Genomic DNA, 25,254 nt, shown 5'->3' with positions numbered 1-25,254 from the left:
CGTTGAGTCGCGACACATAGTTCAGGAATAAAAGTAGGGAGCCGTCAGGTGCCGCATGAAACAACGCCAGGAAACTGGAGCTGGCTGAGAACATTAGCACGACGCTTTGGGCCAGGCCATGTCGTAAATATCTGTTTTCTGGTTGTGATGATTTGTTCAACATTGCTGACCTGGCGTGAAGTGGTCGTGCTGGAGTCGGCATACCGGGCCAGTCAACGTAACCATCTGGAAAACGTTGCTAATGTGCTGGACAGACAGCTGCAATTCAGCGTGGATAAACTCTTGTTTCTGCGCAACGGTATGTACGAAGCGCTGGTCACGCCGCTCGATTTTGCCGACCTGCACGATGCGGTGGCGCAATTTGCGCAACTGCGCGGCAAAAGTTTCTGGCAACTGGAGCTAGACAGACGGCGAACGTTACCGCTTAACGGCGTCTCTGACGCGTTTGTTAACCGTACAACGCTTCTCACGCGGGATAACGATGCGCTGGCAAACGAGTTAAGCGCCGCGCTGGAACTGGGGTATTTGTTACGGCTGGCGCATTCTTCTACCATGCTGGCGCAGCGGACAATGTATGTTTCGCGTTCAGGCTTTTATGTCTCAACTGAACCCACAACCAATGGCGGCGACATTATGTCCCGCTATTACCAGTATGTGATCCAACCCTGGTTCAGCGGACAATCCCAACGACAAAATTCAGCGCGCGGCGTGCGCTGGTTTAGCTCGCCGGTGCCGGGCGGCGAAGTGCAACAAAAGGTCACCGTGAGCCTGTCGCTGGATAACGAAAGACACTGGTATGGCGTGCTGGCAATGGATATTCCGGTGTCATCCATGAAGCGTTTCCTGGAGGATGCGGTCGAAAAAGATTCCGAAGGGGAGTACCAGCTCTACGACTATCAGCTCAGGCTACTGGCGACCTCAACGCCGGAAAAGCGTCAGGTTAATACCTTTGATGACCTTGAACTGGCGTTGCTCGCGAATGACATCGAACATGATACGCATGGCGGTATCCGTATGGGCAGCCGCTATATCAGTTGGGAAAGGCTGGATCATTTCGATGGCGTGCTTTTGCGTGTTCATACCCTGAGAGAAGGCGTGCAGGGGGCTTTTGGCAGTATCAGTATTGCGCTTGGTCTCCTGTGGGCGCTTTTCACGATGATGTTGCTCATCTCATGGGTTGTTATCCGCAAGATGGTCAGCAATATGTTTGTGCTGCAAAGTTCCCTGCAATGGCAGACCTGGCACGATCCTTTGACGCGGCTGTATAACCGTGGCGCATTGTTTGAGAGAGCGCGCGTACTGATACAGCGCTGCCATGAGCAGCGGCAGCCGTTTTCCGTTATTCAGATCGATTTGGATCACTTTAAGAGCGTCAATGACCGTTTCGGCCATCAGGCGGGAGACCGGGTGCTCTCCCATGCCGCCGGGCTTATTAGCGGCACAATACGTTCGCATGACCTTGCCGGGCGTGTAGGCGGCGAAGAGTTCTGTATTGTCTTACCGGGGACGACGCTGGTGCAGGCAGCACAGATCGCAGAGCGGATACGCCAGCGCGTGAACGACAAAGAAATCCTGATCGCAAAAGGCACGACTCTGCGCATTAGTGCATCGCTGGGCGTAAGCGGGGCGCAGGAGAACGGAGACTACGATTTTGAACAGTTGCAGTCGCTGGCGGATCGCCGGTTGTATCTGGCAAAACAGGCCGGGCGCAATCAGGTTTGTGTCCGTGACGACCATCCCGCGCCGTCGCCTGATACACGCTGAACCATTAGCTGTATTAATCATTTCTGCGAGAAATATTTGCTTGTCATACAAAAAAATTGCAGATAAGGTAAAACGCACATCAGATTTTCTGGTGTAACGAATTTTCAAGTGCTTCTTGCATAAGCAAGTTTGATCCCGGCTCTGCGAGCCGGGATTTTTTTCACCCCAGATCAGCGATTGATTTCCGTGACGCTAAAATCATGAATATCGAGTTCAAACGCATCCGCTAATTCATGCCATGTATGATAATCGCGGCCATCCACACTGACTTTCTCAGGATCATCAGCGCTGCGATGAATTTCGCTCTCGCTGATTTCATTGATCGCCGCGAGCAGGGCGTCAACATCAACGCTGACTTCGCGCTTGGCCGTTTCGCTGTACTCTTTCGCGGTTTTCATCTTCAGTACCTCATTTAACCGTGGCATCTGTAAGTATAGACCGTTGAGAAAACCAGCAATCACGCGCGGCAGACGCTGCCAGAAAAAGGAATTTGTTCTACACTGGCACAAAGCCACAGGAGGATAATTGATGAAGGTGAATGATCGGGTAACAGTCAAAACAGACGGCGGCCCTCGTCGGCCAGGCGTGGTATTGGCGGTTGAAGAGTTTAGTGAAGGTACGATGTACCTGGTTTCGCTGGAAGACTACCCGCTCGGTATCTGGTTCTTCAATGAGTCAGGCCATCAGGATGGGATCTTTGTGGAAAAAACAGAGTAATGTGATTTTCGTCGCTTTTACCCTGACTGGTGGAATATCCACCAGTCAGGGGGCCTCATCGCATGTTAACAAAAATTCCGTTTGTCACGTTATCCGTCAGCCGCACGACATGATAGATAACCTGTTTATTATGCGTTTTTATCTTCCGTTTAATATTCCCTTTGTGGGATGACACCGTCTTTGCCTTGATATTCATTTGATCTGAAATCTGTATTGTTCCCTGTCCATCCATCCACATTCGCAACATACTGGATTCAGTACGGCTTAAAGATAACGTAGGTAAATTTACTACTCCTACAATATCCGTCTCTTTTTTCAGAATATCGCCAAGAATATCATCCAGAGAATCTGGCTTAATTGATTTTGAACTAATCAATAAGTTTTTTCTTACTAATAAGTATTCATCAAAATGCACATTAGCAATTGCCATAAAAACAATAAATAACGTGTTGGGATGCTGATTAATGATCTGCTTTATTTGCTGACTGTTAGATGGATCATGGATGAAACAGTCCTCATTAATAAACACCACAGAAGGCTGCTGTGAGTCACAAGCGATGGCGAGTTCGTCAACGGTCTCAATGTCGTTGATTTCCCTTTTTTTCACCCCTCTGCTTACCAGATACCCGGTCAAACCTAGCCGGGTGTAACTGCATAAATCCATAATAATCGTTGACATGGCATACCCTCACTCAATGCGTAACGATAATTCCCCTTACCTGAATATCTCATCACAACCCAACGGAACAATAATAGTGACCTAAGATGACGCTTTCGCTGTTTTCAGGCGAACTTACTATCCCGTAAAGTTACGTATAATTTGCCAGGAATCTTCTCAAAGTAAAGTAAATGTTATGTTATGTGAGTAAGGTAAAAACAAATAAAGCGCAGCAGATATATCCTGGTAGATGTTTTTAGATTTTAAATTTAGGAAAATCCTTAGTAAGACAGGATAAAAATTATGGGTTATTGGTTGTCGGCATTTCGCTAACGATATCAGCAAGCAAATTGAAAATTTCACCGAATAAGTGTTCACAGAAAGGGGCAATTAATGGCATGAGCGCGGTTATTAACAAAATGCCGACGGATAAGGTTAGCGGGAAGCCAATAACAAATACGGATAACTGCGGAGCCATACGGTTTAATAGCCCGAGCGACAGGTTGAGGGTGAGCAGTAACGTAATGACCGGCAAGGCTAACATGAGTCCGTTGAGGAAGATCAGTCCGCCTGCCCGGGCAAGCGCCAGAAACGCATTGCTGTTGACCGGGTCGCCGCCGATAGGCAGCGTATGGAAGGTGTCTACCAGCAGCGAGATCAGCCACAGATGGCCGTTAAACGTAAGAAACAGCAGCATGGCGAGCATGTCGAGGATTCTGGCGAGTACCGGCATATTGAGGCGGCTGCCCGGGTCAACAAACGTGGCGAAAGAGAGACCCATTTGCAGACCGATGAATTCCCCCGCCGTACGCACCGCAGCAAAGGCAAACTGCATGGTAAACCCTAGCGCAATGCCGATCATGATTTGCTGCATGGCGAGCCATAAGGCTTCGGTGGAAAAAACAGGCACATTATTCGCCGGGAGTGAAGGGGCGATAATGAGAGTGATCATAAACCCCAGCCCCAGCTTTACCCGTTTGGGAACCGTGCGTTCACTGAGGATCGGCGCGGTAGAGATCAGCGCCAGTACACGTAACAGCGGCCAGAAGTAGAGGTTAAGCCAGTATAACCATTGATCGCTTGTGACCTGCAACATCGCGTCTTATCCGATGATATACGGCAAGTTACTGAACAGCGTACGCACGTAATCCAGCAGCAGGTTAAGCATCCAGGGGCCCGCCACAATAATCGCCGTAAATACCGCCACAATTTTCGGGATAAATGACAGCGTCATTTCGTTGATCTGGGTGGCGGCCTGTAAAATACTGATGATAAGGCCGGTAAACAGCGCAACCAGCAGAAGAGGCGCGGCAAGCGCAAGCGCGACCTTCATTGCCTCCGTGCCTATCATCATGACCGATTCGGGTGTCATTTCGCGCCTCTAACTGTAAAAACTTTGGGCAAGAGAGCCAACGAGCAACTGCCAGCCGTCGACCAGGACAAAAAGCATAAGCTTAAACGGCAGCGCAATGGTGGCCGGCGGCACCATCATCATCCCGAGCGCCATCAACACGCTGGCGATAACCAGATCGATAATCAGGAAGGGGATGAAAATCGTAAAACCGATCTGAAAAGCGGTTTTTAACTCGCTGGTGACGTAGGCCGGGAGCAAAATTCGCATCGGCACGGCTTCCGGCCCCTGTAGCGGGCCGCTGTTTGCCAGACGCGCGAACAGGCCCAGGTCAGCCTCACGGGTCTGCCGCAGCATAAACTCCCGTAGCGGCTGAGCGCCTTTTTCCAGCGCTTCCTGCATGGAAATCTTCTCTTCGCTGAAAGGCTGCCAGGCATCCACGTAAATTTTGTCGATAACCGGCGACATAATAAAAAACGTCAAGAACAGCGCCAGCCCGAGAAGCACCTGGTTTGGCGGCGCAGAGGGCGTTCCCAGCGCGTTTCGCAGCAAGCCGAAGACGATAATGATGCGGGTAAAGCTGGTCATCATCAGCAAAATGGCGGGCAGGAACGTCAGTGACGTAATAAAGACCAGTGTCTGTACCGGCAGGGACCAGCTTTGCCCGCCGCCGGGTAGCGGTTGGCTGACCAGTCCGGGTAATTGTGCGAACGCGGCAGGGCTGATAAACCACAAAGCCATCAGCGTGAGGGATAACAAACGGCGCATCAGGATCTCCCGGAACGCTTCAACAAACTCTTCATCATGGCCTGGAAATCCGCAGGGGCGGCCGGTTTTTCTTCTGCAACGACAGGCGCAGGGGGGAGGGTATGCAACACATTGACGTGCGTGGCCGTGACGCCCAGTACCAGCCGAGCGTCTTCAACATCGACAATGACCACGCGCTCACGCGGGCCCAGCGAGGTGCTGGCTGACACTTTCAACCCTCGCGTACCGGCGCCTTTGGGCGCAAACCCCAGGCGTTTAATGACCCAGGCTGCGACCAGAATCAACACGATGATCCCAAACAGCGCGCCGCTCACCTGAACTAACGGCGAGCCTGATACGGCAGAGGGCTGTGAAACGGTAGCCTGGGTTTTCATGCTTAACGGCTCAGACGACGCATACGTTCAGACGGCGTGATGATATCCGTGATGCGCACGCCGTATTTATCGGCGACCACCACGACTTCACCCTGGGCAATCAGGTAGCCGTTAATCAGAATATCCAACGGCTCGCCTGCCAGTCCGTCCAGCGCGACCACTGAACCCTGCGTCAGGCGCAGCAGCTCTTTGATGGTCATGCGCGTGCGACCCAGCTCCACGGTCAGCTTGACCGGAATATCCATGATTAAATCGATATCCTGTAGGTTTCCACTGACGTCGCCGCCGCCCAACTGCTGGAAGACGGCATCGGCCGCGCTTTTGCTGGTCGTTGTTTTTTGCTCGTTTAACGCGTCAGCCCACAGATCGTCCAATGCGCCGGTATTCTCATCGGACGGATTATTCATGTCACTCATTTGGGCTGTTCCTCATTCAGCGAATTCAAAATCGGGTTGATCAAATGCTCTACGCGCAACGCATACTGACCGTTCACGGTGCCATACTGGCTGGTCAGTACAGGTACGCCGTCCACATGAGCAATAATGCGGTCGGGTTTTTCAATCGGCAGCACGTCGCCGGGTTTCAGCTTTAATATCTGGGAAAGGCGCAGCGGGATGTCCGCAAAGTTCGCCACCAGCTCCAGCTCTGAATGCTGAACCTGACGCACCAGATTGTCGCGCCAGTTCTGATCTTCATGACGCGAGTTTTCCAGCGGCGGGTTCACCAACAGCTCCCGCAGCGGCTCAATCATGCTGAAAGGCAGGCAGATGTTGAACTCGCCTGTCAGGTTGCCAATTTCGACGTGGAACGGCGTGTTCACCACAATGTCGTTCGGAGAGGTGGTGATATTGGTGAATTTCACCTGCATCTCAGAGCGAACGTACTCCACTTCCAGCGGGTTAATCGCTTTCCACGCGTCGCTGTAGCTTTCAAGCGCCAGCTTCAGCATGCGGTTGATAACGCGCTGTTCGGTATGCGTAAACTCACGACCTTCCACTTTGGTCGGAAAACGCCCGTCGCCGCCAAACAGGTTATCCACGGCGATAAACACCAGACTCGGCGAAAACACCACCAGACCCGTACCGCGCAGTGGCTTCAGATGGATCAGGTTCAGGTTGGTCGGTACGGGTAAATTACGCGCAAATTCGTGATATGGCTGAATGCGGATCGCGCCTACGGTAATATCCGGGCTGCGACGCAGCAGGTTAAACAGTCCCATACGGAATTGACGCGCGAAACGTTCGTTAATGATCTCCAGCGCCTGCAAGCGCTCGCGCACCACGCGACGCTGTGTATTGGGATCATAAGGACGAATATCATTGTCGCCCACGCCGCCAGGGGTGGGTTCGTCTTTGGCCTCGCTGTCGCCGTTGAGCAGCGCATCGATTTCAGCCTGAGAAAGAATACTATCGCCCATGTCTTTACCGCAGAATGAAAGCTGTATAAAGAACGTCGGTGACTTCCTGTTTCGGTTGTCCAGCAACGAGCGGAGTAGAGAGCGTTTCTTTGATTGCCGCGATCAGCGTCTGCTTCCCGGCTTCCGTCGAAAGCGCAGTGGCATCCTGACGCGAAAACAGCAGCAACAGACGGCTGCGCACTTCTGGCAGATATTCGCTCAGACGCGCGCGCGTCACTTCGTCCTTCAGGCGCAGCGTAATCCCGATATACAGCACGCGATCGGCATCGCCCAGATTGACGGTAAACGTATCCAGCGCGAAAAATACGGGCGCTGGCGGCGGTGGCGGGGCCGCGGTAGCGCTGGCGGTCGGGTGCTCCTGCATCCGCCAGTAGCTATAGCCAGCGGTTGCGCAGGCGGCAAGAGTAATCAACACCAGCAAAGGGATCCAAATTGAGCGTTTGCTCTTTCTGTTAATCGCGGAGTCAGTCATCAGATACGGGCTTCCTGTTTCGGTACAGCTTATTGGCTGATTATCCCGTGTCCTGTCCACGGCAAAGCGTGGAAAAGACGCGGATAATCATGCTACCTCTGGCGTTAGGCGAAGATATCCACCGCGCCATCGCCGCGAGCGGCAGCCTGGAGCGAGCCCGGCGTCGTCAGTGCGATGTCATCTTCGGCGGCAAAAGCCTCTTGTCCCTGCGCGCGGGAAGCGTGCTGCTGCTGGGATGACGACTGCTGCTGTCCGGCGAAACTTTCACTGCTGATACTGCTTTGTCCCAGCTGGATGCCGTTTTCCGCCAGTTGGGTACGCAGTACGGGTAACGCGGCTTCCAGCGCGGCGCGAACGTGGCTATGCGCTGACACCATTTGCAGTTGCGCCTGGTTATCATCCATTTTGAGGGAGATTTGAATCTGCCCCAGTTCCTCCGGGTGCAGACGCAGTTCCGCGCTCTGTTGCCCCTGGCGGGTAAACAGCGTCACATGCTGGCTTAATGACTGCTGCCACTCATGGCTGCCCAGCGGCGCGCTGAGTACCGGGGCGGCTGCGACAGGCGCGGGTTGTGTCTGCGTCGTCATACCGCCAGGCGTGGTCATGGCGCCAATGGTCGTGACCGGAGAAGGCGTGCTTTCCATGTCGGCTTTAGCGGTAGCGGCGGCGACCAGCGGCGTTACCGGCTGGTTGCTTGCTGAGTTTGCGGTGACGTCAGGCGCGGCATCGACTTTCCCTTTTCTCAGCTCGCCAGTCGTCAGCCCGGCAACCACATCCTGCATAGCGGCGCGCGTATCGCCACGCAGCGATGCCGAGGCGGAGAGTGCGCCTTCAGCCGACGCAGTTCGCGTGGTTGGCGTCAGCGCCGGCTGGCCCGGTAACATGGCGAAGAGCGCGCTCAGATTCGCGAGGTCTTCATCGCTCAGCGCCGGTGCGTTGTCGTCCTGCCGGGCAGTCTTACTTAACGCGTTCAGGGCGTTGCTTTTCAGCGAAGGCGTCAGCGTGGACAGCAACTGCTGTGCCTCGGTCAGGTCTGCTGTGGCGTCATCCGTCAGCAGATCCTGGCGCGCCAGAAGATCGGCCAGCGCTGTCGTCTGCGGCGTATCGGCATTTTTTTGCAGCAATCCTTTTTGCAGTTTGCCGCCTGCCGCCTGGAGATCGGCAAGCGAAAGCGGGGCATCTTTACCCTGCGCGTCGCCTGCGCCCAAAGCACCGGCTAACAGCGCCAGAAAATCCTGGGCTGAATCGGCTGTTTTACCAGCCTGAAGGCCTGTCGTTACGTCTGTGTCGGTCGTGATCAGTTGGGGCAAGGTGATCATTCGGTTTTCCTCATTGCAGCACGCTGAGCAAATTCATCCATTTTTTTCTGGTCCAGGCGGTTTTCAGCCAATAACGCTGCCGCACTTTGTCTGTCCTGTAAGGTCTGCCAGGCCTGAAGCCGTTGTTTCTTTTCACGCCAGCTGTTCAGCGCCACGTCCACTTTTTGTGTCCACTGCGTCAGCTGCTGGCGATGCTGCTCAATGGCCTTCTCCAGCGTCTGAATAAATTGCTGATAGTTAATCCAGCGGTTGCTGGCAATCCCCTGGCCCATATCGGCATTGAGATTGTTGCGATACTCATGCTGATAATCGATCAGCATTTTCAGTTGTTCTTCCGCCTGCTGGAATCCGCGTCGCATTTCCCCTAATAAGAGAGCGGCATCATCCACTTCTTTCTCGGCCAGATCTTTTAATGTCGCCAGCGCACCATGTTGTGCCATGACCTATGCCCTCCTGCTTCATCACACCGTCGGGAAAATCAGTTCCAGCGCCTGGAGAGAATCTTCCCAGTCGGCTCGTTCGAAAATACCTTGTTGCAAAAACGCCTCCAGCTGCGGCCACAGCGCGATGGCTTTATCCAGCATGGGATCGCTGCCTTTGGCATACGCGCCGACGCTCACCAAATCGCGGTTACGCTGGAAACTGGACAGCAACTGTTTGAAATTCCGTACGCGTGCATAGTGTTGCTCGGTGATCAGCGACGTCATTGCACGGCTGATCGACGCTTCAATATCAATGGCCGGGTAGTGACCGGCTTCGGCCAGACGACGGGATAACACAATGTGTCCATCCAGGATCGCACGCGCCGAGTCGGCGATCGGGTCCTGCTGATCGTCGCCTTCGGTCAATACCGTATAAAACGCGGTGATGGAGCCGCCGCCGTGAATGCCGTTCCCCGCACGTTCCACCAGCGCAGGTAATTTTGCGAAGACCGAAGGCGGATACCCCTTGGTCGCAGGTGGTTCGCCGATCGCCAGCGCAATCTCACGCTGCGCCATCGCGTAGCGGGTCAGGGAGTCCATGATCAGCAGTACGTGCTGCCCGCGATCGCGGAAATCCTCGGCAATACGCGTGGCATAGGCCGCTCCCTGCATTCGCAGCAGTGGCGAGACGTCCGCAGGCGCGGCAATCACCACCGAACGCGCGCGCCCGTCAGCGCCCAGAATGTTTTCGATAAAATCTTTAACTTCGCGGCCACGTTCGCCAATCAGCCCGACGACGATAACGTCCGCGCGGGTATAGCGCGCCATCATGCCGAGCAGAACGCTTTTACCCACGCCGGAACCGGCAAACAGCCCCATACGCTGTCCGCGTCCGACGGTAAGCAGCGCGTTGATGGGGCGGACGCCGGTATCCAGCACATGCTCAATAGGCGTTCGCTGCAAGGGGTTGAATGGTTGAGTGATTAACGCGCCGGTTTCCGTGGTGTCTGGCGCGGGAAGACCATCCAGCGGCTTGCCGCCGCCGTCCAGCACGCGCCCCAGCAGGGCAGGGCCGAGCGGCAGCTGTTTTCCGCTTTGCAGACCTTCCCCGGCAATATTTTTTGCGTAAACGCGTGCGCCGGGAAGAATGCCTTCGACCTCTTCCAGCGGCATTAAAAACAGACGCTGGCCATTAAAGCCGACGACTTCACTTTCCACTTCGCGTGTTTCCGTCCCGTCCTGCCGTTCAATGACGCAGGTCGCGCCGAGCGGCAGCTGCAAGCCGGTGGCTTCCAGCACCAGACCGGTGGCGCGGGTCAACCGCCCGTAGCGACGTACCGCCGGGAGCTGCGCCATTTTGGCTTCGAAGTTATCCAGCGTATTCAGCCAGCGGGTCAGGCGCGTAGTCATCAGACGACTCCGGGAGCCGCCAGGCGGCAGAGTTCTTGCCAACGCGTGGCGACGCTGGCGTCCAGATCGCCTTCATCGGCGGACACTTTACAGCCGCCATGATGCAGCGTGGGATCGCCGCGCAAACGCCAGCCGTGCAGGCTGAGCGTGGCCCCGAGCATCTCTTCGACGCGCTGTAAATCATCCGGGTGAACGCGTAATTGCGGTTTCCCGCTGAACAACGGTTCCTGTTGCAACAATTGCTGGATCTGTTTAATGAGCGCGGAGTTGTCCACCGCTGGCGTCTGGCCGATCACCTGACGAGCGGCTTCCAGCGCCATTTGCATCAGGCGCGAGGCAATCACGCTGTCCAGCGCGTCCAGCGTATTCTGAAACTCGCTGACCAGTTGCTGCATTCGGGCATTCAGCGGTGCCTGTTGAGCGCGCGCCTGTGTCTGGCCTTGCTCCAGCCCTTGCGCTAATCCTTCCTGATAGCCCTGTTCGTGGCCTTTCTGGCGGCCTTCGGCGAGGCCCGCGTTATACCCTTGCTCGTGCGCCTGCATTTTCAGCTGCGCCAGTTGCTGCTCAAGCTGCTGTTCGGCACTCAGCTCCGGTTCGTCATCGATGGCTATCGGTTCGTCGCGGTGCTCCATTGGCACAAACTCGGCCAGGGGAGGGACGAGATCGTCCGGTGTCCAGACCTGCCACGGCAATTCGTTAGACATAGGTATCCTCGCCGCTGCCGATTACCATTTCGCCGGTTTCCGCCAGACGACGCACAATAAGCAGAATGGCTTTCTGTTCGTTCTCCACCTGAGACAGACGTACCGGGCCACGGTTGGCGAGGTCGTCGCGCAGAATATCGGCAGCACGCTGCGACATGTTGCGCAGGAATTTCTCGCGTAGCGGCGGCTCGGCGCCTTTCAGGGCGATCAGCAACGACTCGGAATCCACTTCCTGCAACAGACGCTGGATGCTGCGATCGTCGACTTCCACCAGATTTTCGAACAGGAACATTTCGTCGATAATTTTCTGCGCCAGTTCGCCATCGAATTCGCGTACGGCGCTGATAACCGCTTCTTCCTGCTGGGTTTTCATCAGGTTGATGATTTCTGCCGCGGTTCTCACGCCGCCCATTTTGCTGCGCTTGAGGTTCTGACCGTCGAGCAGGCCATTCAGCACTTCGGTCAGTTCCGCCAGTGCGGCTGGCTGTACGCCGCCGAAGGTCGCGATACGCAGCATGACATCGTGGCGCAGACGTTCGTCGAACAGCGCCAGAATATCGGCGGCCTGGCCGCGTTTGAGATGCACCAGGATGGTGGCGATAATCTGCGGGTGTTCGTCGCGGATAAGGTCGGCGGCGCTTTGCGGCTCCATAAAGTTGAGCGTTTCAATACCGCTGGCGGTATCCCGCGTTTCGAGGATATCTTCCAGCAGGCTGGCGGCACGCTCTTCACCCAGCGCTTTAACCAGCACGGAACGCAGGTATTCGTTGGCGTTGATGTTGAGTGCGGCAAACTGTTCGGCTTCTTGCTCAAATTCCGCCAGCACATCGGTCAGCTGTTTGTTGGAAATCTGGCGCACGTTCGCCATTGCCGAACTCAGGGTTTGCACTTCGCGCGTGGAGAGGTGCTTAAAAACCTCTGCCGCACGGTCTTCGCCAATGGTCATCAGCAGGATGACGCTTTTATCGGTGCCGGTAAGTTTATTGCTCATGATCGTTATTCATCCACTGGCGAATGACCAGCGCCACGACGCGCGGATCGTTATCTGACATTTCGCGAATACGCTGGCTCATCACTTCTGCGCCCAGACGCTGGTTCGCCCGGCGCTGCTGGGTCTGTTCGTCTTTGCTGAGGCGAACTTCTACCGCTTCTTCGGTTTCCTGACGAACCTGCGCCTGTTCCTGCGCGACTTTCGTCTCTTCAGCGCGGCGAGCAAGCTGCGGTCGAATCGCTTTGCGCCACAGAATCCAGGCAACCAGCAGAACCAGGAGCCAGCGACCTGCGGAGAGCAACTGCTCAATAAAGGCTTGCTGTTTCCAGAATGGCAGCTCGCCGCCCAGGTCGTCCGTTGCGGTAAACGGTGAGTTCACCACGTTAAGGGTATCGCCGCGTTTGTCGGAGAAGCCCATCGCTTCGCGGGTCAGATCTTCGATCTGCTTCATCTGTTCCGTGGTTAACGGTAGCGGTTTGCCGTCCGGCAGGGCGCGGTAGTTCACCACGACCGCCACGGAGAGTCGCTGCACATCGCCCACGTTCAGTTTGGTGTGGCGAATGGTGCGATCCACTTCGTAGTTACTGGTTTCGTTGCGCTGCGTATTGCGCGGCACATTGCTGTTCGTATTGTTGGTCGTCTGCGTGTTCTGCGCGTTTTGCTGATTAGCAGGCGGTGTGCTGATCGGCGCAGCATTCGCCGGCGCAGGCTGATTCGACAGCGCACCCGGTACGCCGCCCGGATAGCCGGAGCCGATTTGCTCGCTTTCATTAAGCTGGCGTGAGCGCAGCACAGCCTGCGATGCGTCGCCGTTCGGACGGTATTGCTCTTCCGTCTGCTCTTTGTTGGCAAAATCCAGCTGCGCAGTAACCTGAGCATGGACGTTGCCGTTGCCGACGATTGGCGAAAGAATCGATTCGATACGGCGCTGAATGCGTCCTTCCACATCGCTGGCGTATTTCAACTGCGCGTCGTTCAGATCGCGGCTACTGGTATTGGACTGAGTCAACAGATGACCGCCCTGATCGACCAGCGTGACGTTACCTGGCGGCAGACCCGCAACGGCGCTGGATACCAGATGCACCACCGCGCTGATTTGCCCTTCATCCAGCGCGCGGCCTGGTTCAAGATTGACCGTCACGGAAGCGGAAGGGGATTTCTGCTCGCGCACGAACAGAGAAGGTTTCGGCATCGCCAGGTGGACACGGGCGCGTTTTACCGGCCCCAGGGTTTCGATAGTGCGGGCCAGCTCGCCTTCCAGCGCGCGCTGGTAATTGACCTGCTCGCTGAACTGGCTGATGCCGAATTTTTCCTGGTCTAACAGCTCGAAGCCGACAGCGCCGCCTTTTGGCAATCCCTGTTGCGCCAGGCGCAGGCGAAGCTCATGCACTTTATCGGCAGGCACTTCAATCGCCCCGCTTCCTTCGGTGAAGCGGTAAGGGATGTTCATCTGGGTCAGCTGCGTGACAATGGCCCCGCCATCCTGATCGGAAAGGTTGCTGAACAGCGTGCGATAATCTGGTGCTTTCGCCCACAAAACCATAGCAACGATGATGGCAACGGCGGCTGATCCCGCCACAATCAGAGGAATTCTGGGATTCGCGCGCAGGCGATTAAGCCACTCGAGAGGTTTAGGTTGGGTTGCAGTCGATGCAGTCGCACTCATCTCGCACCTCGTGACTGATCGTGGACGGCGTTTTTTGCAAAGTGGAACAAGACTCACTCCCGGGTCAGCAAACTCGAAAAATTGACGGTCTCATTATTTGCGGTTTCGAATTTTTCTATGCGCCAAAAACCGAGGTTTTTTATCGCTATTTAGCGCCTTTATCTTATTGACAAACTGGTAATCTCTGCTGTGTAAAAAATCATCCAGGGGATTAGCATGTCAGCAATACAGGGGATTGAAGGGGTTATCAGCCAGCTACAGGCAACGGCGATGTCCGCACGGGCGCAAGACGCGCTGCCGCAACCAACCGTAAGTTTTGCCGGTCAACTGCATGCGGCACTGAATCGCATCAGTGACACGCAAACCACCGCGCGCGTACAGGCAGAAAAATTTACTCTGGGTGAGCCAGGCATTGCGCTTAATGATGTGATGACCGATATGCAAAAAGCGTCTGTCTCAATGCAGATGGGCATTCAGGTGCGCAACAAACTGATGTCGGCGTACCAGGAAGTGATGTCGATGCAGGTGTAGCCAGACCTGCTGAATGCATCATACAGGCCGGATAAGGCGCTTGCGCCGTCATCCGGCAAATGATTACTTCTGAATCAGATAGCGAATCGTTGGGCCATCCTGCTGAATATCCAGCACCGTATAGCCGTGATTGCGCGCATCCAGCGGAATATTATTGATGGATTGCGGGCAGTCGCTCACCACTTCCAGAATTTCTCCCTTTTTTAACTGCGGCATCGCTTCCAGCGTGGCGACGGCCGGGTAAGGGCAGGGCTCGCCGACCATATCAAGACGGTAATCAGGAACGATATTTTTCATGCGGATTCCTTAGCAGGGATTAACCCGGAGCGACGGAAGAAACGTTTTTCCCAACCGATTATCAGCATCAGCGCGGCAAACAGCAGCAGATAAGTGACCAGCAGGCCGCCCAGAGGGCCGAAGGTGTCGAGCAGATTCACTTTGTCCCAACGGGTTGCCAGCGCCGGGGCAAAATCATCCCAGTAATATGCCAGAATAGTGGAGCCGATAACGTTGCCGAGGCCCACCCACCAGTAGTGCACCTGACCTTCCACGGCGCGGTACATCCAGCCGGTTTCACACCCGCCCGCCAGCACGATGCCAAAACCAAACAGCAGACCGCCGATAACGGCGTTCGGGCCAGCCCACATAATCTTCGCTTCCACGCCTAACTGCACGTAGCTGAAAATTCCGATAGCGCTCACCGCCATCCCGAAGATGATGGCTTTCGCCATATGGGTGCGACCGGTGATCCACAGGTCACGGAAGGCCGAGGTGAAACAAATTTGCGCACGTTCAATTAGCAGACCAAAACCCACGCCGAACAGCATGGCCAGCCCCAGTTTTGGCTGGTTCATCGCCGTCAGCAGCGCCCAGCCGATCATGCCGATAAAGACCAGCATCCCCAGACGGAAACGGCGGCGCGCCTGATCCGGCTTCTGCGTCAGCGGCGAGGCCGCGGAGACTTTCTGCATTTTGACCGGGATACGGAATATGGGCAGTAGCGTGAAGCGCGCGCCGAACCAGGAGCCGATGGCGGTTGCCAGCGCAAAGAACCAGGCATGAAGAGAAAACTGCGGAATACCGGTGAAGAAGGCCGCCAGATTGCAACCCATCGCCATGCGCGCGCCAAAACCGGCAATCATCCCGCCGATAATCGCCTGCATAATGCGGATACGGCTGCGCGGCATACGTAATTTAACGTTGTTGGCCCACAGTGCCGCGGCAAAGCAGCCGCCGAACATGCCGAGGATCATCATCCCGTCGATGCGGGTAAGAGGGGAACCTTCCAGATGGATCAGCTTGTAGTAACCCCACTCTTCAGCATGAACGCCAAACAGCTGGAGGATTTGTCCACCCCAGCGGGTGAATTCGCCCGTAACAGCCCAGAACGTACCGGTGATACCGAAATAATAAGTGGAGAGAATACCTGCTGCGATGACCGCAGGGACAGGCGCCCAGAATTTAACTAACCAGGCTTGTTTGAATTGTTGCCATGACATGCTTTCTTAGCCTCTGAACTCAGAAGGAAAATAAAAGAAGAGCGGATAGTACACCGATCAGATTTTTTGCCTACTACTAATAAGAAGTAATATCGACTGGATCAATATTACTTGTTGGCCCTGAAAGGCTGGCGACATCAGGGCTTTAATGCCACAATCCTGTTTTCTTCGCATGCAGGATGAATGATGAAAAAAATAGCGATCGTTGGCGCATTTCTGGTCCTTACCGGGTGTGCAGAGGTACAGAATTATAACGATGTGGTGAAGACGCCAGCGCCAGCCGGACTGGAAGGATACTGGCAGTCAAAAGGCCCTCAGCGCAAACTGGTAAGCCCCGAGGCGATAGCCAGTCTGGTGGTGACCAAAGAAGGAGATACCCTGGATTGCCGTCAGTGGCAGCGGGTGATTGCCCTGCCGGGTAAACTGACGCTGCTTTCCAGTGATTTAACCAACGTTACGGTGAAGCGCGAACTCTATGAGATTGAGCGTGAAGGGAACACGCTGGAATATGATGGTATGACGCTGCAACGCGTGGATCGACCCACGACCGAATGCGCCGACTATTTATCGAAACATCCGCTCGCGAGTCAGTTACCGTAAACATTTTCGGTAAACGCTGGCGGTAATTATGTTGATGCCGGGGGCGCTAACGCTTACCCGGCCGATGTTCTCTCCTGAACTTACAGCACATCTTCAATGACCCATACGCTGACGCAGTCGCCGTTGCAGGTGAACGTGGCTTCACCCTGTTCATCGGTGGTTACGCGCTCTTCCCGATTGCCTAAAAAATCACGCCAGGTCTTGTTGGCGTAATTTTCACCTAACGTAATGGTCTTCTCGCCGTCATCGCCGTTGGAAAGTACGACCACGCAGCCAGGATCGTCGTCTGTACCGCTACGGCTAAAGGCAACGCAGTTGGGGTGGTCGAAAAAGAGCGTCTGGATGCCGTGGGCAAAACGCTGGCGCGCGAGAATCAGTTGATCGAGCTGTTCGATAACGGGCATATCAATGGTGTAGGTTTCGCCGTCGCCACCCGTATCTTCGTAATGTGCGCCGTAGAGATCAGGGTAGAACACTGACGGTACGCCGTTCTCCCGCAACAGGATCAACGCATAGGCCAGCGGCTTAAACCAGGCTTCAACGGGCGCTTCAAGCGCCTGTAACGGTTGGGTATCGTGATTTGCTACGAGCGTTACGGCATGGAAAGGATCGGCTTCCACCAGCGTGTCGGTGAAAATCTGGCTCATATCGTAATCACGCCCCTGACGAGAGGCTTCGTGGAAGTTCATCTGTAGCGGCGCGTCGAACAGCATGGTTTTTCCATCCACCTGATCGATATAGGCTTGTAGCTTGTCCACTTCATGAGACCAGTACTCCGCCACAATGAACAGCGGCTTTGGCGCCACTTCCTGGACGTGTTCTATCCACTCTTTATAAAACCAGGCCGGAATGTGTTTGACCGCATCCAGGCGGAAGCCGTCGCAATGGGTTTGCGCCATGACCCAACGCGCCCAGTATTTGATCTCCTCGGTGACCGCATGGTTGCGAAAGTCGATGTTTTCGCCCATCAGATAGTCGAAATTACCCATTTCATCATCGACCTGGTCGTTCCAGCCGTCGCCAGTGTAGTCGTTGACGATCTTAAAGATGCCGTCTTCGTCCGGGTTTTCGATGTGATCAATACCGCTGAAGCATTTGAAATCCCAGATAAACTGCGAATATTGACCGGCGCGGGCAGGGAAGGTGTAACGCGTCCAGCCTTCACATTCGATGATCTCGTCATCGATTTGCGTGCGATCATCTTCATTGACCCGCTGTACGCGAATGGCCTCTTTTTCATCCGCGCCCATTTTGTGGTTGACGACCACGTCGAGCAAAACCGCAATGTCATTTTGCTTTAGCGCCTCAATGGCGGCCAGCAGCTGCGCTTTGTCGCCATATTTCGTGGCGACAGATCCTTTCTGATCAAACTCACCCAGATCAAACAGGTCATACGAATCATAACCTACGGAATACCCACCGGACGCGCCTTTATAGGCGGGCGGTAACCAGACCATATTAATGCCGATATCATTGAGGCCGCCAGCGCGCTCAGCCAGCTCTGGCCAGAGCTTGCCGCCGTCAGGGTAATACCAGTGGAAGTACTGCAATAGCGTGGGGTTTTTCATCTTCCGTGCTCCAGAAGCCGTCAGGCCAACTTCTGGAGTATGGATGATTTTTCACAGGTGGATAAAAATTATTGATTCAGGTTACTGGGGAACAGAATATTTCCCGCCAGGTTCCCGTATGTCGTGGAGACGGACTGCTGTTTTCCGGTCTGGTCTATAAGCTGACGTAGCTCTTCCATACGGTGCTGCAACAGCGTTTTTAACTCAGCCTCGTTACGGAGTACGGCATTCAGGATCTCTTTTGCCTGGTTTATCAGAAATGTATTGCCGGGAGAGATGGGGTTACGTGCAATACCTTCTACCAGTTGCACATAATTCATCTCCTGCTCAATCAGTTCATCCCATTTCCCTGAATGAGCGAGATCCAACATTGTGATACTAAGGGCATGCAGGGCATGCCAGTCGGTAAGTGACGGGATGAAGTTAGTCATCAAAGGGTATCCTGAACGGGTGAAACCGGTGAGCCAATCTGTTTCCAGGCATCAGCGATATTGGTTAGCAATCCCTCTACTTCAATGATAGCTTCGACGTCGTTATGTAAGTTGGCCAGTAACAAACGACGTATCATGTAATCGTAAAGTGATGCCAGATTGCGGGAAAGGTCTCCTTCAACGTCCATGTTGAGTCCCGCCTTGAGGCCGTTATCAATAATATTGATCGCTTTTGACAGCGCTTCACCTTTCGATAACAGTTCTCCCTGCTCCAGGAATAGTCGTGCCCTGACGAGAGCGCTTAGTGCTCCGTCAAAAAGCATAACAATCAGTTGGTGTGGGTCGGCACTCATTACCGCACTTTCCACCCCGACTTTTTGGTAGGAAAGAACACCACTTTTACTATACATATCAGTTCCTTAACTGCTGGATGAGCTAAACTGCTGTGTCAGGTAGTTTGCAGTATTGTTCATCTGACTGATCAACTTATCCAGTGAGGTGAACTGTGCTTTGTAGCGCGCCATAGTTGCTTCTATGGAGGCTTCCATCGCGTCATAGCGCTGTTCTAATGTCTTGAGCGTTTTGTTGATGCCATCCTGCGCGTTTTTAATAACCCCGGATTGATCGACGGAGGTATCCAGCATTTTGGTCAACATATTGTTCATTTCTGTAGCAAAACCTGTCGTTTTGCCATCGCCGATAAAGTATTCCTGAACCGCCTGTGGGTTATCAGTTAATGCTTTCGTTAGCTTAGTGCTGTCTATTTTCAGGTTACCTGTCGAACCGTCGGCGCCGGTCACCGGATCCTGAGTAATACCCAGTTGAGATATAATGGCGTAAGCGCCGCCTTGTACATCCGTCAGCAGACTGCGTAATTGCGATTGAATGGAACGCACGTTGGTGTCGCCCATTAACGCACCGTTAGTTGCTGACTGATCTTTGCCCTGCTCAACTTTGACGTACTTCGTCACGCTGGCGATGGTTGACTGTAGCGCATTATAGGCTGTTACCCAGTCATTTATTGCTTTGCTGTTCTCTTCTGTTGCACGGGTTAATTCCAGCGTTTCGTCGGCGGTGCTTTTATTCTTCAACGTCAACGTGACGCCTGGCAGCGCATCAGAAATGATATTACTTGAACGTTCAAGTTCGACGCCGTTCACTGTCAGTTTTGCGTTCTGCGATGCGGTCTGCTCGGTTAGCGCATTTGTTGAAGCATCGTGACCGATAACCTGCTGGAGCGTGTCGTCACCGGTTACCGTTACGGTCATGTCTGAGTCCGTACCCGTCGTTTTTGATGTCAGCATCAGACGATAGTCGCCGTCAGAAGCCTTCATTACCGTGGCGGAGACGTTACCATTGGCATTATTAATGGCTTTCGCAATACCGTTCAGGCTGGTGTCGGAATCCGACAATGTAATTTCTAAAGGATCTTTGGTTCCCGGCTGCGTAATCGTAATTGTGCGCGTACCGTTCGTCGTTGTTTCGCCCAGTTTTGTTGTGTTGCTGTCAATCTTGCCGGACATCAATACCTGTGCTTTGGCAACCTGACTCACGTTGACTGTGTAGCTTCCGGCAGTAGCTTCACTGGTTGTTGTGGCAGTGAATGCCGTGTTAGTGCTGCTAACGGTTGTCGAGTTCCAGGTTGTTGTTTTACCCAATGCCGCAGTGGCAGTCTGCAGATTGGTTAATGCGCTTTGTAACTTACCGTACGCGCTCAACTGGGCGTTATAGTTTGTCTGCTGAGTTGTAATTGATGTTAATTTTGTTTTTTCAGCAGCTTCCAATTGGTTGTAGAGCGTCGTCAGATCCAGATTAGAGCCAACCCCCAGGTTACTAATAGTAGGCATGTCTTTTTTCCTTAAAGTCTTGGGTGTACAGCTCTCTGTATCGGCAACTTTTGGTGAAAGTTTACATTGACCGTAAAAAAATAATCGGCAGAAAAGGGCGGGGTGAGAAGGGCATATAGAGGGATTGTTTTTGTTTTATTTTTATACCAAACAATCGTGTTCTTGATTCTAAAAAATGTGAAAACTGCATTTAATTACCTTTAAAAATAATTAGTTAAAAGTTTTTGTCGTTTATTTCTAAAGTACTGTGAAGTTGCGCCGATACCCTTGTTGACGGTGAGAGACGCCGTGAGTGTTCGGCACCGAACTTAGAACCCATTTTTGAAGGAATTAAATTATGGCAGTTATCAATACTAACCTGATGTCACTGACCACTCAGAACAACCTGAACAAATCTCAGTCTGCTCTGGGCACGGCTATCGAGCGTCTGTCCTCTGGTCTGCGCATCAACAGCGCTAAAGACGATGCTGCTGGTCAGGCGATTTCTAACCGTTTCACTTCTAACATCAAAGGCCTGACTCAGGCTGCGCGTAACGCTAACGACGGTATCTCCATTGCTCAGACTGCTGAAGGTTCTCTGAACGAAATCAACAACAACCTGCAGCGTATCCGTGAGCTGGCTGTTCAGGCTCAGAACGGCACCAACTCTGGTTCTGACATCGACTCCATTCAGTCTGAAGTTAACCAGCGTCTGGACGAAATCAACCGTGTTGCCAGCCAGAGCCAGTTCAACGGCATCAAAATCCTGGCAGGTACTAGCTCTGCTACAACTATCTCTATCCAGGTTGGCGCTAACGACACTCAGAAAATCGACATCACCATTAATGGCAACAGCGGTTGGAACAAATTTGATTCAACCGGTACTGCTGGTGTTACTACGGGTCTTGCTTCTGGTGAAACGCGTAGCGTTACCACCAAAGGTTTCGACGTTCTGGCTACTGACGTGCTGTCCTCTATCGATACTGCACTGAAAGCTGTTGATACTCAGCGTTCTGACCTGGGTGCGATTCAGAACCGTTTCGAATCCACCATCTCTAACCTGAACAACACCGTAACCAACCTGTCTGCTGCACAGTCTCGTATTCAGGATGCTGACTACGCAACTGAAGTTTCCAATATGAGCCGCGCGCAGATCCTGCAGCAGGCTGGTACTTCTGTACTGTCTCAGGCAAACCAGGTTCCGCAGACTGTTCTGTCCCTGCTGCGTTAATCGCACGGACCAGCCTCTTTATAAAACCAGTCTTCGGACTGGTTTTTTTATTCCCGCGCAGATACCACGAATAAAGCAAAAATTAAGTCTCTTCTTACGCCATTAAAAATATCCCACTCCTGTACTGTAAATCTGGTCATTACTGTAAAGAGATTACCGGCGGGAGCATTAATTTTGGGATTGCCTACAGAGTCAGATAAGAGCTACAGCATTTGCTATTCCACCCCGGGCCATATCAGGGCTGTTAACCATTTGTATGGCGTGACAACGCCTGTCCTTGATACCGCCAGAGTGCTTGAACTGGGCGCAGGGGAAGGTTATACACTGTATTCGCAGGCGCTGATGTATCCCAACTCGCGCTTTGTCGGCGTGGAGCTTGAGAGCGAAAACTCTCTTTCGTCGCAACAGGCTCTACTGGGCAGTGCGCCGGATAACCTGGCACTTTTTTCACTTTCTCTTGATGACTTACTCAGCCAGGATATCGGTGAATATGATTATATTATTATTCATGGCAGCTTTAGTTGGTTGAGTAATGATATTCGCGACCAACTCCTTGCGTTTTGCCAACAGCATTTAAGCCCTCAGGGTTGTATTGCCATTGAATGGGAATGCCATCCTGGTGCAAAAATAAACGAGATTATTCGCGACGCGGTACAAATTCATAGCAGTCTGGCGAATGATATCGAAACGCAAATCGCCAGTTCCCGGGCAATGTTAAGCTGGTTAAAGCTAAACGGCGTCACCGGAGAGGCTGCGTTTTTAAAAAATAGCGATACATTATCAGATTTGCTGATTAGCCATAGCCTTTTGCAAACACCAAACGAGTACCGTTACTTGCTTGAGTTTGCGGGTGTGATCGAGACTTTTGGCCTGGCTTATGTCGGCGACTTACTACCATGGACAGAGCTTGCGGCGCATTATGATGAAAAGATCCAACATCTACACAATGTGCTCAGTCCACTCAATAACAAAATTCTGATCCAACAGTATCTTGATTTTGCAGTGAATCGCGGCACGCGTTTTAGCCTGTTGACCCATAGCGACAATGCGCAAACGGTGTCTGTGTTGCCGGACCTGACGAAACTGAAAGATCTGCGTTGGGCAGGAAGTTTTCGCCGTCAGTCTCTGCAAGGAAGGATTCTCAACACGTTAACCGCAAATAGCGAAACGCCTGTCTCTACGGATGATATCGCTACGCTGGCTCTCCTTGATGCTCTCGGCGACGGCTGGCCCTCAAGCCTCACTTTCGAACAGCTCGTTTATAACGTTCGTCAGCCCGACTTAGAGGATAAAGCATGGCGGGAGGATATCAGCCAGTCACTGTCGGCTCTTTTTTTGAAAGGGTTACCTGACTTACATTTCTCTCTGGATAAGAGCGTTTACGATACCTGCCAGGCGGCGCCGGCACAGTGGGTGGCGGCGACAAGAGGTAAATATGCCATTAACCGCTGGCATGAAACTGTAGAACTGAATGACGAAGAGCTGTCGGCGATGTCTGCTCCGACGCCGGTGGTAACGGCGCAGAATGCGCAAATCTTGTTTAGTCTGGTTAAGAAGGGGATGGTGGCGGCTGCTCCCAAAGCCTGGCGGGCTTTTTTGCAGCAGCTTATCGGCCATTTTCCGGCTGAAGAAACCTGGCCCCTTGTTTTCTCGCTGATTCTTTATTCCGGTACGGAGGCCAACGGCGGCTTTTTACCTTCCGCCATAGCAACGCCGGGCAAGAAAAAGACATCCATGCCGGCTTTGGCCCCGGTGGAAGAGGCTTTTCATCGACAGTTAGAAAAGTTAATGCAGGAAGGCAGATTCCAGCAGGCGCGTGCGAACATTGAGCGGTTGGTTGCACAGAGACCAGATAATGTCCATGTGCACTATCTTCTGGCGAATTTTTATTTGCGTACTTCCGATTATGACGCCGGGCTGAAAGCCAGTATGTCGTTGCTTTCGTTGCAGTCGAGTAGCTGGCGTATTTTTTATGAGCTCTCCGCTATTTTTTATCGTAAAAACTGGCGTTGGCAAGCAGGGCGCCTGGCACGGGCGATCTTGCGCGCCGAACCTGGATATGCTGCGGCATGGGATCTTCTCAGTTCTCTTCATCGTGAAATGATGGAATATACGCTGGCGGAAATGTGTTCGCGTAAAGCAATAGAGATAGAACCGCGTTCTGCGGGCATTATTGAGAATCTGGGAACGATCCTTGGTGATCAGTCAAAAATGAGCGAGGCGATCCCTTATTTACGCCGTGTGGTCGAGCTGGAGCCGGGTAATTTTAATGCCTTCACCAACTTACTGTTTGGACTGACGCACAGCACAGAGCTTACAGCGCAGGATCTGCTGGAAGAACATAAGCAGTTTGGCCTGGCCGCTGAACGTTGGGCGAGTAAACAGCCGTTTACTATCACTCATACGCGCGAAGAGAAATCTCGCTTACGTATCGGATTTGTTTCTGGAGATTTTGGCCGCCACCCGGTGACGAATTTTCTCGCGCCGGTCTGGTATTCGCTGGATCGCGATCGCTTTGAAATATACGGTTACCAGAACTCTTCACTACAGGATGAGGTAACCGAGCGACTGATGGAGAGTGCCTGCGTATGGTCAAAAGTCACACATCTAAGCCACCTCGAATTTGCTGAGCAGGTTAAAAGGGATGGAATTGATATCCTTGTCGATCTCTCCGGGCACACTGGTTATAACCGTTTGCCGGCTTTTGCGTTAAAACCAGCACCTGTCCAACTTTCCTGGATCGGTTATCCCGGAACCACGGGAATGGCGACGGTAGATTATTACCTTATTGATAGTCGTTTTGCGGAACCGGGCGTTCTGGATCCTGCCTTTGTTGAAAAATTAATTTATCTTCCAGCGGTTCAGCAGTTCCATCCGAATAAAGAGAGCCCTGATGTTGGTCCATTGCCTGCGCTGAAAAATGGCTTTATCACTTTTGCCAGCTTTAACCGCCCGAAAAAAATCAATGATGAGGTTGTTCGCGTCTGGAGCAAGATCTTGCACAGCATACCTGATGCGCGTTTGCTTATCGGCTATATGTCTGACAGCAATATGGTTAACCATTTCAGAATGTTGTTTAAGGAGCAGGGCATTAATGAGGAACGGTTGCTATTCAGGCAAAAGATGTCGCTGCATGAGTATCTGGCATTACATAACGACATTGATGTTTTGCTGGATACCTTTCCTTATACCGGGGGAACGACGACCTGGCATGCGATCTGGATGGGTGTTCCTACATTAACTATTGCCGGGGACACCATCGCTTCCAGGCAGTGCAGCGCCGGGCTGAATTTTTGTGGGCTGCAGGATTTTGTGGCCGTTGACAAAGAACAGTACATCGCTAAGGCGGTTTTGTTGTCTGAACAAACCCATGCGTTGGCTGAGTTGCGCCAGTCGCTGCGCTCTCGCCTGAAAGAGAAGAGTGTATCTCAGGTGCGAGAAGCCATTTATTTCGAGCGGGCGCTGGAGATTATCTGGCAGCGTTATTGTCAGGGGTTACCGCCTGCGCCAGTGGTGATTAATAGCGATACATAAT

27 protein-coding genes are annotated in these 25,254 nt (G+C 53.1%); 6 read left to right on the top strand and 21 right to left on the bottom strand.

Annotated elements, in window-relative coordinates; all coding sequences use genetic code 11:
- The first annotated feature begins 48 nt into the window (after positions 1–48).
- The gene (dgcQ, locus tag OGV50_RS08370; RefSeq protein WP_286488462.1) at positions 49–1,764 is read left to right on the top strand and encodes a cellulose biosynthesis regulator diguanylate cyclase DgcQ; all 1,716 of its coding nucleotides are present in this window, start codon (positions 49–51) and stop codon (positions 1,762–1,764) included.
- A 170-nt stretch (positions 1,765–1,934) separates the two neighbouring features.
- Here dgcQ and yodD read toward each other — a convergent pair whose 3' ends face one another.
- Entirely contained in the window at positions 1,935–2,162 is a 228-nt protein-coding gene (gene yodD, locus OGV50_RS08365) for a YodD family peroxide/acid resistance protein (RefSeq protein ID WP_024130232.1), read from the bottom strand.
- 130 nt (positions 2,163–2,292) lie between these two features.
- On the opposite strand from yodD, the gene dsrB reads away from it, so the two are divergent.
- Positions 2,293–2,481 (top strand): protein DsrB, encoded by a 189-nt coding sequence (gene dsrB / locus OGV50_RS08360; protein ID WP_012131894.1) that lies wholly within the window; start codon positions 2,293–2,295, stop codon positions 2,479–2,481.
- A 55-nt stretch (positions 2,482–2,536) separates the two neighbouring features.
- On the opposite strand, the gene rcsA is transcribed toward dsrB, so the two are convergent.
- From rcsA to fliF, 14 genes are all read right to left on the bottom strand, one after another.
- Positions 2,537–3,160, bottom strand: coding sequence for a transcriptional regulator RcsA (rcsA, locus tag OGV50_RS08355; protein ID WP_047462896.1), 624 nt, complete (start codon positions 3,158–3,160; stop codon positions 2,537–2,539).
- Between the two features lie 280 nt (positions 3,161–3,440).
- Positions 3,441–4,235 carry a flagellar biosynthetic protein FliR gene (fliR, locus tag OGV50_RS08350; protein ID WP_012131896.1) on the bottom strand — a complete coding sequence of 265 codons (795 nt, stop codon included), beginning with the start codon at positions 4,233–4,235 and terminating at the stop codon, positions 3,441–3,443.
- Between the two features lie 6 nt (positions 4,236–4,241).
- Positions 4,242–4,511, bottom strand: coding sequence for a flagellar biosynthesis protein FliQ (gene fliQ / locus OGV50_RS08345; RefSeq protein WP_012131897.1), 270 nt, complete (start codon positions 4,509–4,511; stop codon positions 4,242–4,244).
- Positions 4,512–4,520: 9 nt separating this feature from the next.
- Positions 4,521–5,258 carry a flagellar type III secretion system pore protein FliP gene (gene fliP, locus OGV50_RS08340; protein ID WP_012131898.1) on the bottom strand — a complete coding sequence of 246 codons (738 nt, stop codon included), beginning with the start codon at positions 5,256–5,258 and terminating at the stop codon, positions 4,521–4,523.
- On the bottom strand, positions 5,258–5,632 hold the full coding sequence (fliO, locus tag OGV50_RS08335; protein WP_058669300.1) for a flagellar biosynthetic protein FliO: 375 nt from the start codon (positions 5,630–5,632) through the stop codon (positions 5,258–5,260). Before fliO ends, fliP begins: the two co-directional genes overlap by 1 nt.
- A gap of 2 nt (positions 5,633–5,634) precedes the next feature.
- Positions 5,635–6,048 carry a flagellar motor switch protein FliN gene (gene fliN / locus OGV50_RS08330; RefSeq protein ID WP_012131900.1) on the bottom strand — a complete coding sequence of 138 codons (414 nt, stop codon included), beginning with the start codon at positions 6,046–6,048 and terminating at the stop codon, positions 5,635–5,637.
- Entirely contained in the window at positions 6,045–7,049 is a 1,005-nt protein-coding gene (gene fliM, locus OGV50_RS08325; RefSeq protein ID WP_012131901.1) for a flagellar motor switch protein FliM, read from the bottom strand. Before fliM ends, fliN begins: the two co-directional genes overlap by 4 nt.
- Positions 7,050–7,053: 4 nt before the next feature.
- A complete protein-coding gene (fliL, locus tag OGV50_RS08320) occupies positions 7,054–7,521 on the bottom strand; it encodes a flagellar basal body-associated protein FliL (protein WP_012131902.1) in 468 nt (155 codons plus the stop codon).
- A gap of 104 nt (positions 7,522–7,625) precedes the next feature.
- On the bottom strand, positions 7,626–8,840 hold the full coding sequence (gene fliK / locus OGV50_RS08315; protein WP_200090723.1) for a flagellar hook length control protein FliK: 1,215 nt from the start codon (positions 8,838–8,840) through the stop codon (positions 7,626–7,628).
- Positions 8,837–9,280: a flagellar export protein FliJ gene (fliJ, locus tag OGV50_RS08310; RefSeq protein ID WP_012131904.1), complete on the bottom strand. Its 444-nt coding sequence runs from the start codon at positions 9,278–9,280 to the stop codon at positions 8,837–8,839. The genes fliK and fliJ overlap by 4 nt, the downstream gene beginning before the upstream one ends.
- A gap of 21 nt (positions 9,281–9,301) precedes the next feature.
- Positions 9,302–10,672: a flagellar protein export ATPase FliI gene (fliI, locus tag OGV50_RS08305; protein WP_012131905.1), complete on the bottom strand. Its 1,371-nt coding sequence runs from the start codon at positions 10,670–10,672 to the stop codon at positions 9,302–9,304.
- Positions 10,672–11,376 (bottom strand): flagellar assembly protein FliH, encoded by a 705-nt coding sequence (gene fliH, locus OGV50_RS08300; protein WP_047462909.1) that lies wholly within the window; start codon positions 11,374–11,376, stop codon positions 10,672–10,674. The genes fliI and fliH overlap by 1 nt, the downstream gene beginning before the upstream one ends.
- Positions 11,369–12,367, bottom strand: a complete 999-nt coding sequence (fliG, locus tag OGV50_RS08295; RefSeq protein WP_012131907.1) for a flagellar motor switch protein FliG — start codon at positions 12,365–12,367, stop codon at positions 11,369–11,371. Before fliG ends, fliH begins: the two co-directional genes overlap by 8 nt.
- Positions 12,357–14,033 carry a flagellar basal-body MS-ring/collar protein FliF gene (gene fliF, locus OGV50_RS08290; RefSeq protein ID WP_286488461.1) on the bottom strand — a complete coding sequence of 559 codons (1,677 nt, stop codon included), beginning with the start codon at positions 14,031–14,033 and terminating at the stop codon, positions 12,357–12,359. The genes fliG and fliF overlap by 11 nt, the downstream gene beginning before the upstream one ends.
- Positions 14,034–14,249: 216 nt before the next feature.
- On the opposite strand from fliF, the gene fliE reads away from it, so the two are divergent.
- The gene (gene fliE / locus OGV50_RS08285) at positions 14,250–14,564 is read left to right on the top strand and encodes a flagellar hook-basal body complex protein FliE (protein ID WP_012131910.1); all 315 of its coding nucleotides are present in this window, start codon (positions 14,250–14,252) and stop codon (positions 14,562–14,564) included.
- 63 nt (positions 14,565–14,627) lie between these two features.
- Here the strand turns inward: fliE and yedF are convergent, their stop codons facing one another.
- Together yedF and yedE are read right to left on the bottom strand one after the other, a co-directional pair.
- Positions 14,628–14,861 (bottom strand): sulfurtransferase-like selenium metabolism protein YedF, encoded by a 234-nt coding sequence (gene yedF, locus OGV50_RS08280; protein WP_000790504.1) that lies wholly within the window; start codon positions 14,859–14,861, stop codon positions 14,628–14,630.
- Positions 14,858–16,063, bottom strand: coding sequence for a selenium metabolism membrane protein YedE/FdhT (yedE, locus tag OGV50_RS08275; protein WP_200090721.1), 1,206 nt, complete (start codon positions 16,061–16,063; stop codon positions 14,858–14,860). The genes yedF and yedE overlap by 4 nt, the downstream gene beginning before the upstream one ends.
- A gap of 186 nt (positions 16,064–16,249) precedes the next feature.
- Between yedE and yedD the strand changes: the two genes are divergently transcribed.
- Entirely contained in the window at positions 16,250–16,663 is a 414-nt protein-coding gene (gene yedD, locus OGV50_RS08270; RefSeq protein ID WP_024130233.1) for a lipoprotein YedD, read from the top strand.
- A gap of 80 nt (positions 16,664–16,743) precedes the next feature.
- On the opposite strand, the gene amyA is transcribed toward yedD, so the two are convergent.
- The 4 genes from amyA to fliD form a co-directional block, all read right to left on the bottom strand.
- Positions 16,744–18,231, bottom strand: a complete 1,488-nt coding sequence (gene amyA, locus OGV50_RS08265) for an alpha-amylase (RefSeq protein WP_200090720.1) — start codon at positions 18,229–18,231, stop codon at positions 16,744–16,746.
- Positions 18,232–18,299: 68 nt separating this feature from the next.
- On the bottom strand, positions 18,300–18,662 hold the full coding sequence (gene fliT / locus OGV50_RS08260) for a flagella biosynthesis regulatory protein FliT (RefSeq protein WP_012131914.1): 363 nt from the start codon (positions 18,660–18,662) through the stop codon (positions 18,300–18,302).
- Positions 18,662–19,072, bottom strand: a complete 411-nt coding sequence (gene fliS / locus OGV50_RS08255) for a flagellar export chaperone FliS (protein WP_012131915.1) — start codon at positions 19,070–19,072, stop codon at positions 18,662–18,664. The genes fliT and fliS overlap by 1 nt, the downstream gene beginning before the upstream one ends.
- Positions 19,073–19,081: 9 nt before the next feature.
- Complete coding sequence (gene fliD, locus OGV50_RS08250) at positions 19,082–20,509, bottom strand: flagellar filament capping protein FliD (protein WP_153257670.1); 1,428 nt, start codon at positions 20,507–20,509, stop codon at positions 19,082–19,084.
- Positions 20,510–20,846: 337 nt separating this feature from the next.
- Between fliD and OGV50_RS08245 the strand changes: the two genes are divergently transcribed.
- Both OGV50_RS08245 and OGV50_RS08240 read left to right on the top strand, forming a co-directional pair.
- Entirely contained in the window at positions 20,847–21,719 is an 873-nt protein-coding gene (locus OGV50_RS08245; RefSeq protein WP_058669293.1) for a flagellin N-terminal helical domain-containing protein, read from the top strand.
- Between the two features lie 291 nt (positions 21,720–22,010).
- The gene (locus tag OGV50_RS08240; RefSeq protein ID WP_286488460.1) at positions 22,011–25,253 is read left to right on the top strand and encodes an O-linked N-acetylglucosamine transferase family protein; all 3,243 of its coding nucleotides are present in this window, start codon (positions 22,011–22,013) and stop codon (positions 25,251–25,253) included.
- Position 25,254: the final 1 nt, after the last annotated feature.

This window comes from Citrobacter sp. CK180 (assembly GCF_030333655.1).
Classification (GTDB): Bacteria; Pseudomonadota; Gammaproteobacteria; order Enterobacterales; family Enterobacteriaceae; genus Citrobacter_B; species Citrobacter_B koseri.
Note: the sequence above shows the minus strand (reverse complement) of the source record. Positions and strands in the feature narration are given on the sequence as shown.